This is a genomic window from Psychrosphaera sp. 1_MG-2023 (assembly GCF_030548245.1).
Lineage (GTDB): Bacteria > Pseudomonadota > Gammaproteobacteria > Enterobacterales > Alteromonadaceae > Psychrosphaera > Psychrosphaera algicola.
This window is the reverse complement of the sequence record NZ_JAUORW010000021.1, coordinates 54,854-68,455: the sequence shown is the minus strand read 5'-3', so window position 1 is coordinate 68,455 and position 13,602 is coordinate 54,854. Positions and strand designations below refer to the sequence as shown.

Below are 13,602 nucleotides of genomic sequence, written 5' to 3'. Positions count from 1 at the left end.
ACTCTCCTGCGCCAAATTATTACGCAGACACCCACCGTTGTTTTAAGCTTCAAACGCTCCTGCGCCAGTTTATAACGCAGACACCCACCAAGGTTTAATGCTGAACATCTACCTCTTGCCCATCGGTGAGTCGCTCAGCGCCGCGAATTGCTATTTTGTCGCCTTCGTTTAGTTCATGATCTGAAAGTTTAGGGTAAATTTCAATATATTCATCGTGCCCACTTCCCGTATCGACAGGAATAGTAACGGCTTTATTATTTTCATCAATTTTTACAATATGTATTCCGTTTTTTCTAATAATGAGTGCATCACGATTTATCAACTTCACTAAAGTTGAATCTTGGAATTCAACTCTAACATCAACTAATTCTCCTGAAGCCCATTTAGCAGCATCTGCTCCAAGCAACAACGCTCTAATTTCAAATGTTTGAGAGCGAGTATCTGTTTGTGGAATAATCGATGTTACTTTACCAGTTGTGGTTTTATTAGCTCCGAGAGTTTCACCATTCAAAAATACGTTTTGGTCAATAGCGGCGTGGTTTAAGTATTTAATTGGCAAAAATAATCTCACTTCCTGCTTAGTCAGATCTAAAAGGTGAACAAGTTTATCTGCACGGTTTATTTCACTACCTGGTTTTTCAAATCGTATGCCGACAACGCCTGTAAACGGTGCATAAATTGTCGCACGTTCAATTTGGTTTTCTATTTGTTCTAATTTATTACGAGCAAGATCAATATCAGACTTTGCAAGATCAAGTTTATTTTTAGTTAGGTCAATTTGATATTGTGCTGTGGCATCGGTATTAGCCAATGATTGATAGCGTGCCAGTTCAATTTTTTGAAAATCAACATTTACCTGTGCGCGATCAATAATCAACAATTGCTCTGAACGACTTAACTTTAAAGGTTTCAAGTCAAATTTCGCAACTATATCGCCTTTATGCAATAACATTCCAGGTTCTGCGACATACTCTAATCTACCAGAAATACCAGACGTTAATGTTACATCGCGTTTACCTACTATAGTACCGTGAACATCCACGGTTGCTTGAAAGCTTTTTTCCTGGATATGGTCAACTTTCACTGGCACAGATGCACTCGTTGAAGTAAATGAAGTGGCCATAAAGGCGATGAATAACATGGCATTATAAAAACTTAACTTATTCATTAACTTACCTATTTCCCAATTTTTTGTCATATGTTTGTAAGGTTTGGTTAGCATGTATTTCGCCTTATAAATTGCTGCAGAAAGCACGACTGGATTAACATCAAGACTAACCATTTACGATTGAATAATCGGTATATCACCGCCTTGTTTTGTCGCTACCAGACTTCCGCGTGGCGTAAGCAACAATAAGCTTGGCATAAGTATTAATGTAAATGCTGCACTAATAGCCATCCCACCTACAATAACGGTAGCTAATCCTCTATATATTTCAGAGCCTACTCCAGGCATTAACATAAGTGGTAACATTCCGAACAAGCTTGTCAACGTGCTCAAATAGACTGGCCTGGAGCGAATTAACACCGCCTTTTTAACAGCATCTCTTATTGGTAACCCTTCCTTCTCTGCAACTCGGGTCTGATCAACCAGTAAAATGGCGTTATTAACCACTAGTCCTAGCAAAATAATAAAGCCAACCATAGTTAATAAATCCAATGACTGAACCGTAAAAATATTTAATATTGCCATTGCAATAATGCCACCAGCGATTGCCATCGGCATAACTAGCAACACCAGCAAACTATCCCCAGCAGACTTAAACAAAGCAGTCATCAGCAAGAACAAAATAAACAACGCCAACGCAAAGTTAATTGCCATGTCTTGAATTGCAGAATTCATTTTTTGCGCATTCCCTCCCAGAATGACACTAGCGTCCCCTTCCAATGTGCTACTAAGTTTTTCGATAACTTGATGAGTCAAGATAACTTGAGCTTCCTGTAAGGACATATCTTCTGGTGGCGTAACTTGAATCGAAACTGTTCGTTTCCCATTGATTCGTCTTAACTGAGAAGGACCAACGGTTCGAGTAATTGTTGCTAATTCACCTATTGTTTGGACACCTGCGTCAGGCGTGAAGATAGGCAAAGTAGCTAGCTCTTCCGGCGAGGACCACGTGTTTGATCTCAGAATAACATTTAGCCTCTCGTTACCATTGAAGTATTCATTAACAAACATCCCACTTGTAAATGCTTGAATCGCCTGCGCTACATCTCGTCTGCTCAATCCTGCCTGTGTGATCCTGCGATCATTAGGTTCAATCCGAAGTTCTGGCTCTGACATATCTAGCGCTGGAAATGGCTGAGCAGTTGCACCAGGCATCGTATCAGAAATCAAAGAAATCCCTGTTTTAGCCACATCAAATAAGTGCTCCAAATCAGAACCGGTTAAGTCAATGCTAATCATCCTTCCGTTACCACCATTTGCAACTTGGATCATTGAGCCTCTAAATAGAAATACTTGTGTATCTGGTAAATCTGCAAATATTTCTTTTCTTGCCACATCCATCAACTCAACAACTTTTGTAGGGTCATCTGAATAAACAAAGCCACCGGCATTTGCCCCAAACACATAAAAGTTAAAATCCTTAATCCTTGGCTGTTTTTCACCTAAATAGTAAGGCATTAATCTTTTTTTGACCCTACTAGCAATCTCTTCTTCCATAAATTCAATATTGCCACCAGGTGGGGTAATTAGACTATAAAAGAATCCATCTGTAGGTGCTCGAGGCATGAAGTCGGTTTTTGGCAATAACAAAAAAACAACAACGACAGATCCTACTAATATGCTAGACACCCACCCTATTTGTTTTAATTTTGTATTAGTTAATTTATCTATTAAATTAGCCAATTTCGTCCAGTAAAGAGCAAACCTATCCTTTTCAGAAAAACCAGAAAATAAATATTGATTAGCTATAGGTATTATTGTTAAAGCACTAATTAGTGATGCAACAACTGCGATTGAAAGCGTGAGAGCCAAATCAGAAAAAAGTTGCCCTTCTATTCCAGCCATAAATAGTATCGGTAAAAAGATTGCAACACTTGTTGATGTTGACGCAAATAACGCCCCAGAAACCTGTGTCGCCCCACGAATTACGGCTTTTTTATTAGAAAGTCCTTCAGACTTTAGCCTAGAAATATTTTCCTGAACGATTATGGCTGCATCTAAAACCAAACCAACTGAAAACGCTAAACCAGCTAGTGATATTACATTTATTGTTCTATCAAATGCGCCCAATGCTAAAAAGGCCATCATCAATGAAACAGGAATTGTCGAAGCAATTACCAAGGTCGGTTTTATCCCTCTAAAAAACAAATACAGGATGCCCAAAGCTAACAAGACACCCAAACCTAAATTGCTCTTGACTAAGTCCAATGCATTTCGAATGTGAACAGAAGCGTCGTAACTTAGCTCTATACTAAGTCCCTCCTTCCCCAAAGCCCCATTATTAAGCTCATCAATTGCTTGGTTTATTCCATCTAAAACCGCGACCGTGTTAGATTCATTAGTACGAGATATCGTAATATAGTAGGCTGGTTTGCCATTACGTAACGTTAATGACTGCCTATCTGTATAGGTTTCACGAACCGTGGCAACGTCTCGCAGGTAAATAGGTCGATTATCACTATATCCAATGCGCATATCGGTCAGATTATCTGGAGAGTATTTTCCAGTGAAACGAACTGTAAATTGTCGGCGCCCTACATTTGCCACTCCGCCTGATACGTCAGTGGCACTAGAAACAGTACTTGCCACCTGTTGGATTGGAATTCCATACGAAGCAAGTTTATGGGGATTAAACTCAATTCGGAGTTCTTTTGGCCGCTGACTTTGCATATTTACCGCAGATACGCCTGGTATTCGAGTTAACCTAGGTTCTACAATGTCATCCAGTACTTTCTGATATTCCGCCATATCATGGCTTACATCACCTGACTGCGGAACAACGAGTAATGACGCTGCCGCGGCCCCTCCACCGCCAGCTCCATTTCCACCGCCGCCAGCTACAACTATAGGCTCCATAGCATCTATCGGCAGAGGTGGGGCTTGATTCAGGCTAGTCAATACATCCAACAATGCTTGTTGCATATCAGCGCCAACTTCAAATGTTAAATTAATTGATCCCCCACCTCTAGATATTTGAGTCGTAACTTCCAACGCTCCAGGTGTGTTTTTTACTGCATTTTCAATAGGCTCGATAATTACGGACTCTATTTCCTCAGGTGCAGCTTGCCTCCAACCTGCAAAAATAGATATTTGTGGTTGCTCTATTGTGGGTGTCAACTGTATTGGAAGCTTGAAAATGGTAATTGCACCAAAAAGCATTATTAAAACAATGATGACCATTACACTGGCCGGATTAGATAGAGAAGTCCGCGTTAAATTCATCTTTGCCCACAAAAGTTACTCAATAATTACTTAATCTTAATCTTAAAATTTGAATTACTAAATAGTGAATTAATTTCAATTCACCGTATTGAGTTGAATGCGTGTTTATGCGCGTTGATATACAAAATATTAATATTTTGTAACAAATACCCTGAATATTGGCTCAAGATTTACACCAAATTCATAATATTCTTAGTAGCAGATGTAGATGTAGATGTAGATGTAGATAATAAAAACAGGCGTAGCGTTCAGGCTATATTAAGATGGGCGTCTAGAGGTTTTTGTTCATTCATAAAGTATTTTGCCTGGGTTAAATTAGGTCTCCGTTTATGGTTTTGAAGTTTTGCATATTTTGTAATTGAACTTTCACAGCCAACAGGGCCTCTGAAAAATTCTTCAAATGAATTTGTCAGCTCCAACCATTTAGTATTTTCAAATCCCAATTGCCCTAAAAGTGAATTTTCATGAATAGCTCTTGCTGTTTTATCATTCAATTTATCAATAAAACAATCAGCTGTATTTTGCACTAAATCTATATAAGCTATGGTGTCCAAAGTAAAATCTGAGCTATCGTTTTTACTAAATATTTTCAATTTACTAAAAGTTTTCCCGGTCGATGCCGCATTCAGTTTGTGAAAAATACTTGTATATTTTGAATCACCTAACGTTTTACATACACCAGCGCGCAGAGGGTTCAAATCTATATAAACCATGCAAGCCAAAATAGCAGAATTATCTAAAAGCGCTTGAGATTTAAACCTGCCTTCCCAAAAACGTCCTGTGCAATTATCTTCTCTATTCGCTTTTCTAGCGATCCCCTCATTTAACACACGCATAAACCAACTAATACAGGATAGACGCCCGCGGTAAACTTCTGCTGTGGCTATTACAGCTTCCTGCTCGGTTTTCGTTAAACTTTGAGCTCCATCCTTTGCATATTTTCGGGTCAACACAGTTCCTTTGAAAATTTGATGCCACCGCCATAATACCTCCAGTGTAGTCCAACTTTCAGCCTGATCAGTCTTAACATGCAGTAAGCTATGGGTATGGTTGTGCATAACTGCGTACGCACAAACTTCGATTGCAAATATTTTAGGAAGTTCTAATAACCGTTTTTCAACCCAAATACGCCTATGCTCATAATTAACCCCAGTAGTTTTATCGACACCACATAAATACGCTCGTCGAACACAGCGTGAAATACAGTGATAGTAAGGAGTAGCGATAATTGAAACCTGTTTATGTCGAGCAAGTGCCATTGAGTTCCTTACAGTTTAGATGTGGATGCTCATCCTTGAGCATATTGCTTCCTGCTGTAACAAAGTTGTTCGCCTTGTTATTGTTGCTTCCTGCAAAATTAAATAAGTAAATATTTAACCGATTTGCTTCCTGCGATAACAGAATGATGCATTTTATTACCTGTGTCACCTGTACCTAGGTACAGTTTTTAAAAAAAAATATTAGACTGCAACTCGATTTCGTTAACTTGGAGTTGGTTACCTAATGAAACATTAGTTGGGTGTCTGCTAAGTTTTATTTTTGTGAGTGGGTGTCTGCTAAGTTTTATTGTCTGCTAAGTTTTATCTGCTAAGTTTTGAGTGAAGTCGTCGAAAAATAGTAATAAAATCGGTCCATGGGTAAGTTTATAAACTTGATGATTTAACCTATTCCTAAACTGCCTAAACAGATACAAATTCTTATTGTTATCCTTTTATTCAAACTGGTAATCTAAACCCATATAGATTTGAAGAAGTATAAAAATGGAAAATAACAAAATAGACAAAGTTGCTATTGTAGGTGGCACACACGGCAATGAACTTGCCGGGGTATATCTAGTTAACGAATGGTTAAATAATAAGGATTGTGAGAGGAACTCGTTTGATACTAAATTATTACTGGCAAATACCAATGCAATTTCAGCAAACCGCCGATACCAAGACTCAGATTTAAACAGGCAGTTTTCAGCAGAATCACTATCCGATTTTAGTTTAACAAATTATGAACAATCCCGAGCTAAGGCGATAAACTTACAAATTGGACCAAAACACGATCCAAAGTCAGATTTAGTCATTGATTTACACAACACAACGTCAAATATGGGTCCAACGTTATTGGTACCGCAAAAAGGTCGATTTTACGATCTTTTGTCACTGTATTTAAAAAGTGTTATGCCCGAAGTTATTATTTTTCTCGACGAAGATCACAAAGAAAATGATGAACACCATTTGTTATGTACTGTTGGACGTTATGGTGTAATTGTCGAGGTAGGTCCTGTGCCACAGGGCGTTTTAAAACACGAAGTTAACGACCAAATGGCCAGAATGACTCAACATATTTTAGATTTTGTCGAGCATTATAATAATGACAGCTTACCAACGTTACCGGCAAGTATTGAAGCATTTCGCTATTTAAAAAGTATTAAGTTACCGCTAAATTCAAAAGGTGAAAGAATCGGAATGGTACATAAACATGTTGAGGGCGGGGATTTTAAGGAATTAAAGCCTGGAGATCCCCTATTTGTCTTATTTGACGGTTCCGTCAAATATTTTGATGAAGCCGTATCGTTGTATCCGACGTTCATCAACGAAGCTGCTTATTATGACAATAATTTGGCGATGAGTTTATGTGAAAAAGTAGAGATTACAAATTCATAAAATTTAGTGAGAAAGCTTCAATATAGCTATTGAAGCTTTCTAATAATATTCGACCTTTTTAATTTTTCGCGGTCGGGTTTCAATTCGATATAAGTCATAAACCAGTGACATATCTAACTCTAATTCAGTTGCATAAGTATCGCCAACTGCATAGGCTTTAATCACTTTAGCACCTCTAATAACACCTTCAACTCTTGAACGCGCTTTATCATCAGACGATATTAAATTTTTCATACTTGTTTGCCCTTGAACTTGATGACCATATACCTGTTCTGCTAGTTCACGATAGGCATCAAGCTTTGACGCTCTCATAGCCATAATGTTTTTGATCTGTTCATTATCACCCGGTTGAGCACTTATCGGAGCGTAGCCTATAGATCGTAAAACAGGAAAATGATCTGGTTTTTCGTACTCCCAAACAACATGTTTGTCTAAAAAGTTCGAACAGGACGCAATAAAACACACCGTTAAACTCATTAACATTGCTCGTATAAACTTCATTATTCGACTCCTACTGAAATATAAAGGCAGTTCCAATATAAACTGATGGCTCTCAATTTCTTAAACTTCTCATTTAGTATCCTTACCATATACAATATTTAAGCCAAAAATGTAGCCATTATAGTGTGAAGGCAATTTATTTTGAGCAAGTGGTCTAGTTATTGCTAATTTAAACCCTAAACGCAGACATCTATTGAATAAAATCGATTAAGTGACATTTTTTTGTCACTTGAAATAACCTGGTACTTTTTATGAAGCTATTTACTCGTCTAGTATTACTGATGTTTACACTACCATTTTTTGCCCATGCTGAATGGTATGAGGCCACTGGACAGGCAAAAGTGCGCCATGGCGACGTACGAAGCGCAAAAAACCGAGCTGTTCAAGACGCTTTGAAGCAAGCGATGTTATTTTCAGGCGCTAATGTTTCAAGTATTCAAAAAATGTCTCACGGCCTACTAATAGATGATCAAGTTAGCATTAATTCTGTCGGCGCTGTCAATTCTGTTGAAATTGTAGAAGAACGGCAAAGAGGTTCATTTATAAGCGTCACTATTCGCGCCGACATATTTCCTTCCGACCGCGAATGTTATGCATCAGAATTTGGCAAAAAAATCGCTATTACACAATTTCCAATTCAACACTGGCAAGATGCAAAAGTTGGCGAAATTTATGGATTAGAAAAAGAAGTTCCTAGGCAACTAATGAAAATGTTTCAAGCCGGTGCGAATACCATTTACCCAATTGCTTGGTTTGATAAAAAGCTAAATATAAATGCCGAATTTGAACAACAAGGTAAAGTGAGATATCAGCTAATCGATGCTGTAGCACAAAACGCAAATGCCCAATTTGTGATGTTCGGTCGCATTAGTGACATTTCCTTTGGCGATAAAACCAATTCTTTTAGTTTTTGGGAAGACGATCAGTTTGAACGATACTTTACGATGGAGTTGATCATTGCTAACGCTCTCACGCACGAAATTCTATACCAAAACAGATTCCATACGGCTGCCGACTGGACATTCGATCATAAAATGTCTGTAAACATTAGTAGCACTCAATTTTGGAACTCAGAATACGGTCACGCCATTAAAAGACTCTTAACTGAAATAAGAGATGATATCCATAGAAATTTAAATTGCCAAAAACTGCAAAGCAAAATATCTGGAATCAAGGATGGTGAGCAAATACAGATCAACATCGGTGCAGGTCAAGGTGTTGCTATAGGTCAAGAATATCGAGTCTCTTATCGTTCAGACACGATAGATGATTTGGGTAATCTATTAACCAATATCGTCATTAGCCCTTATAAAGAAAGAATTGTAAAAGTATACGAAAATTCAGCAATTGCTGAGTCTACAGACACCGACTTTATGAGTAATGTACAAATAAACGACATTATTGAATTGCAATCTTGGGATACAGACTGGTAAACGCTTAAATTAATTACTTTTTCATTAAAATTGTTTGTTTTATCAGAAATTACGATTAAGGTTATAATCAGTTAGGATGATAAATTAAGTTTGGAGTGTTTAATGGCTATAGATGGTATTTCCCAAATTGATGGATTTGATACTGGACTGGGAATAAAAAATTGCATGGATGATGAGTCGCTATATTTGTCTATTGTGGGAATGTACGTGACTCAATTGAAACAAAATGTAATTGACCTTCAAGCACAATTCGATCTTTCAGACTGGGAAAGTTATGGAAAAACGTGCCATTCTATAAAAGGAGCCTCTGCCAGTGTAGGTGCTGTGAAAATTCAGCAAGAATCGTCAGTTTTAGAAGCAGCAGGAAAAAACTCAGACGAATTAACAATTTCAGATCTACATAACGAATTTTTACAACTATTATCAACCACATACGAAGCACTCGAATCTTTGTAAAACGTTTAGTTACTCTCAGGGGACTGACTAGAAATACATTCCCCTTTAACTGGGCAATTTCAGCCCCTTCAATTTTTTTGTTCAAAATAAATTCCCCTATAAAATTTCACACCTGAGCAAATAGCAAAATATGTTTTAGATTGGATATTAATCACTTAATTGCGGTGGGTGTCTTTGTTATTACTTCCATGTCGTTGGATGCCTGCCGTTTGAAGTTACAAAAAATCAGTGGGTGTCACGTTAAAAGGTCAACTTCACAATCACTTAATATCGGTGGGGTCTTTGTTATGTTTGGTGGGTGTCTTTGTTATTATTTGTTATTACTTCCATGTCGTTGGATGTCTGCCGTTTGAAATTGCAAGATATCAGTGGGTGTCAACGTTAAAAGGCCAACTTCACAATCGCTTATTATCGGTGGGTGTCTTTGTTATGTTTCGCTTCACAATCGCTTATTATCGGTGGGTGTCTTTGTTATGGGATGTCAATTTAACATTTAATAAACACCCTTCGCTAGGCATGTAAACTTAACTATTTACCTGTCAACAATGCAAGTTCCATTACCCGACCCATACCTTTTAATCAAAATACACGAACAAACATGAGATGGCAGTATGCATGGTAATAGTGAGAAAAATTCAAAATTTGCACAAACTCAGTGCATGCAAGCACAAGCTTATTTTACCTTCAAAACCCCTACAAAAACAAATGACGATAAAAAACAGCAACTTACAAACAAGAAGTCGATGAATCTCCCTTGATTTTGTGTTGGTATTCTACTTGCAGTACCCAAGTCATCAAAACATAAAGGCTCATGCCTGCTTCGCTAGAAGCCAGAAGAAATTCTGATACCAATGAAGGTGGTCAAATCTGACCGGTAGTTTCAACGACGAAATTACAACGCTCTGTCTAGCTTTACTAAATTCTAAAATTAATAAAGGTTTCATTATGGGACAGCAAAAACTGATCGTCGTCGGCAATGGTATGGTGGGTCACAAATTCATTGAATCACTCATCGAACATCCAGACTATAAAAACTTCCACATCACAACATTTTCAGAAGAACCGCGTTTAGCTTATGACCGTGTGCAATTATCTTCATATTTTGAAGGTAAAACAGCAGACGATTTGATGTTAACGTCAGAAGATTATTACGATGAACACGGCGTTCAATTTATCATAAAAGACAAAATTGTCAGTATCGATAAAGCAGCCAAAATCGTTGTTACTGAAAGTGGTCGCAGCGAGTCTTATGACAAACTGATCCTAGCAACCGGTTCATTCCCGTTTGTCCCCCCTATTCCTGGAGGCGACGGCGAACACTGTCTTGTATACCGAACAATTGAAGACTTAGAGGCAATTACAGCTTCAGCAGGCCAGAGTAAATCTGCTGTTGTTATTGGTGGCGGTCTATTGGGTCTTGAATGTGCAAAAGCACTTGTTAACTTAAACTTAGAATCTCATGTTGTTGAATTTGCGCCTCGCTTAATGGCAGTTCAATTAGATGAAGGTGGCGGTACTCTACTTCGTTCTAAAATTGAAGCTATGGGGGTTCATGTCCACACAGAAAAGAATACAAAAGAAATCGTTCCCGGTGAAACAAGTCGCTACCGTATGAACTTTGCTGATGGGACTCATGTTGAAACCGACATGATTGTTTTCTCTGCTGGTATTCGTCCTCAGGATGAACTTGCTCGAAGTTCAGACATTGAAGTTGGTGAACGCGGTGGTATTGTCATCAACGACCAATGTTTAACGTCTAACAAAGATATCTACGCAATAGGCGAATGTGCGTTATGGAGCGGACGTATTTTTGGTCTTGTGGCGCCTGGCTATACAATGGCAAAAGCAGCTGTTTCTCATTTAACCGGTGGAGACGTTACTTTTACCGGCGCTGATATGAGTACAAAATTAAAATTAATGGGTGTTGATGTTGCCAGTATTGGTGACGCGCATGCTCGAACTGAAGGCGCTCAAACTTACACTTACATTAACGACGCTGAAGGCATTTATAAACGCCTTATTGTATCAAACGATAAATCCACACTATTAGGGGCTGTTTTAGTTGGCGACACTGAGGCGTACGGTACGTTGTTGCCAATGATGCTGGAAAAAATGCAACTCCCTGAAGCACCCGAGGTTTTCATATTACCTGCCATTGATGGTGAAGCAGGCAGTGCACTTGGCGTTAATGCCCTACCTGATTCCGCACAAATTTGCTCATGTCATGACGTTTCAAAAGGCGATTTAATTGAAGCAATACAAGCAGGAGCAACAGATTTACCAAGCTTAAAAAGCTGTACTAAAGCGGGGACTGGTTGTGGCGGTTGTACAGCAATGGTTGGCCAGGTTTTAAATGCCGAACTTGAAAAAATGGGCGTTGAGGTTAATAACAACCTTTGTGAACATTTTGAATATTCTCGACAAGAATTGTTCGACATTATTCGTGCTAAAAGCATCAAAACGTTTGACCAGCTAATTGAAGAAGTAGGTTCAGGCTCTGGCTGTATGACGTGTAAACCTGCGGTAGGCTCTATGTTAGCGACTCATTGGAATGAATATATCCTTTCCGATGACAATATCCAATTACAAGATACCAACGATATATTCTTAGCCAACATGCAAAAAGACGGCACATATTCCGTTGTTCCAAGAATTGCAGCGGGTGAAATTACCCCACAAGGCCTAATGAAGTTAGGTGAAATTGGCGTTAAATACGACCTTTATACTAAAATTACCGGCGGACAAAGAATTGACTTTTTTGGCGCACAACTACACGAACTCCCATTAATTTGGGATGAATTGGTTGAAGCCGGATTTGAAACCGGTCATGCCTATGGCAAATCTTTACGTACTGTTAAATCTTGTGTCGGAAGTACTTGGTGTCGTTTCGGTATGATGGATTCTGTTTCCATGGCTGTTAACTTGGAAATGCGATACAAGGGTTTACGTTCTCCACATAAACTAAAAATGGGCGTTTCAGGCTGTACGAGAGAATGTGCTGAAGCGCAAAGCAAAGACATTGGGATCATCGCAACAGATAAAGGTTGGAACCTATATGTATGTGGTAACGGCGGTATGAAACCTAGACACGCCGATTTATTCGCATCCGATTTAGATGATGCAACGCTAATAAAATATGTTGACCGAATTCTAATGTTCTATTGCCAGACAGCTGACCGCTTACAACGTACATCAGTCTGGATGGATAATATGGAAGGTGGTTTAGCGTATCTGAAATCAGTAGTCGTAGATGACAAACTCAATATTTGTGCTGATTTAGAAGCAAGCATGGAGCGTATTGTCGACACCTACGAATGTGAGTGGAAGAAAACACTCAACAACCCCGAACGTCTAAAACGATTTGCTCATTTTATTAACTCTGAAGCGACCGATGACCGTTTAGTTTATGAAGCTGACCGTGGTCAAAATAAGGCTCGCATCGCCTCTCCTGAACGAATTGCTAAAGCAAAAGGCAATGAAATTTCAGCGTTAGAAGTAGAATAAGGAACACAATAATGACGGAAGTAATTTGGGAAACAATTTGCAATGTCTCAGACATAAACAAAAACACTGGTGTGTGTGCACTCCATAATGGTGAACAAATAGCAATTTTTAAAGTCGGTAAATACGACGATCTTTTTGCAATTCAAAATTACGACCCAATTGGCAAGGCTAATGTTTTGTCTAGAGGAATTGTTGGTGATATTGAAGGTAAAATTGTAATTGCATCACCTTTGTATAAGCAACAATATTGTCTAATGACAGGTCGATGTATAGAAGAAGAATTAGAACTAAAAACCTACCAAGTTCGCAGTCACGATGGACAAGTTCAACTCCGTGTTTAAACGATAACATCTAACGAAAGCATAAGGCCAACGCGACGTTGGCCTTTTTTTATAGAAAAAAATGCTTCATTCTTCTTGATAAAACCACATTGATAGTCCTTGTAAAAAAATAATGATACTGGGTAGACAAATAATTGGAACAACAACAAGATACCCAATTAGTGGAAGCTCAATAAAAAAGTTAATCCAAAATGATGCAAATAGCCCAGCTACGCCAATCAGTACATTAATCATTCTTGTTTTTTTCATATCAAATCCCTCTTTATTTTCAGTCTACCCACTTTAACTTTTTGACTTTCGCAGATTAAGTGTCATTATTGACT

10 protein-coding genes are annotated in these 13,602 nt (G+C 38.4%); 5 read left to right on the top strand and 5 right to left on the bottom strand.

What is annotated here, in order from left to right; all coding sequences use genetic code 11:
• Window positions 1–94: 94 nt before the first annotated feature.
• From Q4575_RS17260 to Q4575_RS17250, 3 genes are all read right to left on the bottom strand, one after another.
• The gene (locus Q4575_RS17260) at window positions 95–1,168 is read right to left on the bottom strand and encodes an efflux RND transporter periplasmic adaptor subunit (protein ID WP_303523659.1); all 1,074 of its coding nucleotides are present in this window, start codon (window positions 1,166–1,168) and stop codon (window positions 95–97) included.
• A gap of 114 nt (window positions 1,169–1,282) precedes the next feature.
• On the bottom strand, window positions 1,283–4,390 hold the full coding sequence (locus tag Q4575_RS17255; RefSeq protein WP_303523658.1) for an efflux RND transporter permease subunit: 3,108 nt from the start codon (window positions 4,388–4,390) through the stop codon (window positions 1,283–1,285).
• 248 nt (window positions 4,391–4,638) lie between these two features.
• Entirely contained in the window at window positions 4,639–5,649 is a 1,011-nt protein-coding gene (locus Q4575_RS17250) for a transposase (RefSeq protein WP_303523656.1), read from the bottom strand.
• Between the two features lie 501 nt (window positions 5,650–6,150).
• On the opposite strand from Q4575_RS17250, the gene Q4575_RS17245 reads away from it, so the two are divergent.
• Window positions 6,151–7,044, top strand: coding sequence for an aspartoacylase (locus tag Q4575_RS17245; protein ID WP_303523655.1), 894 nt, complete (start codon window positions 6,151–6,153; stop codon window positions 7,042–7,044).
• A 39-nt stretch (window positions 7,045–7,083) separates the two neighbouring features.
• Here Q4575_RS17245 and Q4575_RS17240 read toward each other — a convergent pair whose 3' ends face one another.
• Window positions 7,084–7,545: an LPP20 family lipoprotein gene (locus tag Q4575_RS17240; protein ID WP_303523654.1), complete on the bottom strand. Its 462-nt coding sequence runs from the start codon at window positions 7,543–7,545 to the stop codon at window positions 7,084–7,086.
• Between the two features lie 251 nt (window positions 7,546–7,796).
• Between Q4575_RS17240 and Q4575_RS17235 the strand changes: the two genes are divergently transcribed.
• The 4 genes from Q4575_RS17235 to nirD all read left to right on the top strand — a co-directional run bounded on the left by Q4575_RS17235 (window position 7,797) and on the right by nirD (window position 13,279).
• Entirely contained in the window at window positions 7,797–8,978 is a 1,182-nt protein-coding gene (locus Q4575_RS17235; RefSeq protein WP_303523653.1) for a flagellar assembly protein T N-terminal domain-containing protein, read from the top strand.
• 102 nt (window positions 8,979–9,080) lie between these two features.
• Window positions 9,081–9,434, top strand: a complete 354-nt coding sequence (locus tag Q4575_RS17230) for an Hpt domain-containing protein (RefSeq protein WP_303523652.1) — start codon at window positions 9,081–9,083, stop codon at window positions 9,432–9,434.
• A gap of 945 nt (window positions 9,435–10,379) precedes the next feature.
• A complete protein-coding gene (nirB, locus tag Q4575_RS17225; RefSeq protein WP_303523651.1) occupies window positions 10,380–12,938 on the top strand; it encodes a nitrite reductase large subunit NirB in 2,559 nt (852 codons plus the stop codon).
• Between the two features lie 11 nt (window positions 12,939–12,949).
• Window positions 12,950–13,279, top strand: a complete 330-nt coding sequence (nirD, locus tag Q4575_RS17220; protein ID WP_215963780.1) for a nitrite reductase small subunit NirD — start codon at window positions 12,950–12,952, stop codon at window positions 13,277–13,279.
• 66 nt (window positions 13,280–13,345) lie between these two features.
• Here nirD and Q4575_RS17215 read toward each other — a convergent pair whose 3' ends face one another.
• Window positions 13,346–13,528, bottom strand: coding sequence for a hypothetical protein (locus Q4575_RS17215; RefSeq protein ID WP_215963781.1), 183 nt, complete (start codon window positions 13,526–13,528; stop codon window positions 13,346–13,348).
• Between the last annotated feature and the right edge of the window lie 74 nt (window positions 13,529–13,602).

What these genes read in the sequence shown, in the direction of transcription:
- Q4575_RS17260 (WP_303523659.1), bottom strand. Translation starts at nt 1,168, where the DNA reads ATGAATAAGTTAAGTTTTTATAATGCCATGTTATTCATCGCCTTTATG.
- nirD (WP_215963780.1), top strand. Translation starts at nt 12,950, where the DNA reads ATGACGGAAGTAATTTGGGAAACAATTTGCAATGTCTCAGACATAAAC.
- Q4575_RS17240 (WP_303523654.1), bottom strand. Translation starts at nt 7,545, where the DNA reads ATGAAGTTTATACGAGCAATGTTAATGAGTTTAACGGTGTGTTTTATT.
- nirB (WP_303523651.1), top strand. Translation starts at nt 10,380, where the DNA reads ATGGGACAGCAAAAACTGATCGTCGTCGGCAATGGTATGGTGGGTCAC.
- Q4575_RS17215 (WP_215963781.1), bottom strand. Translation starts at nt 13,528, where the DNA reads ATGAAAAAAACAAGAATGATTAATGTACTGATTGGCGTAGCTGGGCTA.
- Q4575_RS17245 (WP_303523655.1), top strand. Translation starts at nt 6,151, where the DNA reads ATGGAAAATAACAAAATAGACAAAGTTGCTATTGTAGGTGGCACACAC.
- Q4575_RS17235 (WP_303523653.1), top strand. Translation starts at nt 7,797, where the DNA reads ATGAAGCTATTTACTCGTCTAGTATTACTGATGTTTACACTACCATTT.
- Q4575_RS17255 (WP_303523658.1), bottom strand. Translation starts at nt 4,390, where the DNA reads ATGAATTTAACGCGGACTTCTCTATCTAATCCGGCCAGTGTAATGGTC.
- Q4575_RS17250 (WP_303523656.1), bottom strand. Translation starts at nt 5,649, where the DNA reads ATGGCACTTGCTCGACATAAACAGGTTTCAATTATCGCTACTCCTTAC.
- Q4575_RS17230 (WP_303523652.1), top strand. Translation starts at nt 9,081, where the DNA reads ATGGCTATAGATGGTATTTCCCAAATTGATGGATTTGATACTGGACTG.